General features: G+C 47.8%; 2 protein-coding genes and 1 pseudogene. All 3 read right to left on the reverse strand.

Features of this window, described 5'->3' with window-relative positions; genetic code table 11:
• A pseudogene (locus tag ACTHTQ_RS11210) lies at positions 1-77 on the reverse strand (helix-turn-helix domain-containing protein); the annotation flags it as partial.
• Positions 78-129: 52 nt separating this feature from the next.
• Positions 130-588 carry an aspartate carbamoyltransferase regulatory subunit gene (pyrI, locus tag ACTHTQ_RS11215; protein WP_003684689.1) on the reverse strand — a complete coding sequence of 153 codons (459 nt, stop codon included), beginning with the start codon at positions 586-588 and terminating at the stop codon, positions 130-132.
• Positions 589-598: 10 nt separating this feature from the next.
• Entirely contained in the window at positions 599-1,519 is a 921-nt protein-coding gene (gene pyrB / locus ACTHTQ_RS11220; protein ID WP_003684701.1) for an aspartate carbamoyltransferase, read from the reverse strand.
• Positions 1,520-1,866 lie beyond the last annotated feature (347 nt).

A 1,866-nucleotide genomic window follows, 5' to 3' on the forward strand; every position in this document is an offset into this window, starting at 1 on the left:
TCCTTCCCCTGCGTGTAGGCCAGCCAAATGGCTTGACGGTGGTGCGGGGTGAGACGGGTGTTTTTGTGCATGTTCATGTTTCAGTATTCTCCTGGAAATACTGTAAACAACGCTACTAGTTTCTACATATCAGGCTTCGGCAACTGAATCACGCGAGAAGGTTTTCTCGCAATAATGGCATTTCAAACGTGTCTGACCATTATGTGAACGGACATAAAAACGGCTGATGACCGGCTCGCCATGACTGGCACAATTGGTATTCGGGCAGCGGAATACTTCTGAAATTTCGTCCGGCAATGACAAATGCTGTTTGTCGATCACTTTAAACTGATCGATTTTGTTTACCACTGCTTCAGGGGCAAATAAAGCCAAACGGTTGGCCGCATTGGCATCCAACCATACGCCGCTGACTTTGATAATGTCTTTGCTTCCCTGCGTTTTGCTGGGCAAATTAAAGCCGACCGTAACCGCACTGCCATAATGCAGCAGCTTAAACTGTCTTAGAATGGCCAAGCCTTTACCGGCAGGAATATGGTCAATTACCGTACCTTGTTCAATCGCTTCAACGCTGAGTTTTGAGTTTTCCATCTCTCGCTCCTTAAACTTCTTCGTTCAATACCAAAGACAAAATCGCCATCCGTGCATACACGCCATTGGTTGCCTGTTCAAAATAATAGGCATGAGGTGTTTTATCTACATCCGGATGAATTTCATCTACCCTCGGTAAAGGATGCAAGACGCGCAAATTGGGTTTGGCGTTTGCCAACATTGACGCATCAAGATTGAACTTACCCTGAATTTTGGCAAATTCCTGCTCATCAAAACGTTCGCGCTGAACACGGGTCATGTACAAAATATCCGCCCATTCGACCGCTTCTTCCAAGCTGGACAAAACTTGGTAAGGGCAACCAGCCTCCTCCAGCTCTTCAGTAATATAGTCCGGCATCGCCAAGCTGGGAGGGGAAACAAATGCAAACTCACAACCCCAACGCTTCAGTGCCTGACACAATGAGTGTACTGTACGGCCATATTTCAAATCACCGGCCATCGCAATTTTCAAATTGCTCAAGCTACCTTGTGTTTCATAAATCGTTACCAAATCCAAAAGCGTCTGGCTCGGATGTTGGTTGGTACCATCACCGGCATTAATCACAGGTACGCTCGAAAACTCGGCCGCCACACGGGCCGCACCGTCTTTAGGGTGTCGCTGAATAATCGCATCCGTATAGCTAGAAATAATCCTCGCAGTATCTGCAAGCGTTTCACCCTTTTTCGCGCTGGTATTCGCACCATCAGAAAAACCGATAACTTTCCCACCCAAACGCTGTACCGCGGTTTCAAAAGACAAACGCGTACGGGTGGACGGTTCAAAAAAGCACGATCCAATCAATTTACCCTCAAGCAAATCTTCACGAGGCTGCTTTTTCAACTTCAAGGCCGTCTGAAGCAGCAATTCGAGCTGCTCCGTCGTCAAATCTGAAATTGAAATAATATGTTGCCGATAAAGCGGATTAGGCATGACCATTCCTTCCCATAAAAAAGCCCGCAACAGGCGGGCGTTTCAAGCAAACCGATTCCATCGTTGCCCGACATCATCCTCGTCGGACAATCACAACCATGTTCCTACCACACCCATGAAATCTTCCGCATTATCGCATATTTAACAGACGGCTGCTTCTTTCAAGTTTTCAGACGACTGAGACCCAAGCACAGGGATTCGGCTGTTTTCAGTTATTACCCAATGTAAAGTCTCCATTTGTCCAGGTCTTCATTCCCGGCCCCATACAAAGCCGCCCGTCAGCCCGAACCGGCAAGCGGTTCGGCCTCGGGGCGGCGTCTACGGCAGTTAACCGTCAGGCTTATTTT

This window comes from Neisseria sp. P0020.S003, assembly GCF_051957095.1.
Classification (GTDB): domain Bacteria; phylum Pseudomonadota; class Gammaproteobacteria; order Burkholderiales; family Neisseriaceae; genus Neisseria; species Neisseria subflava.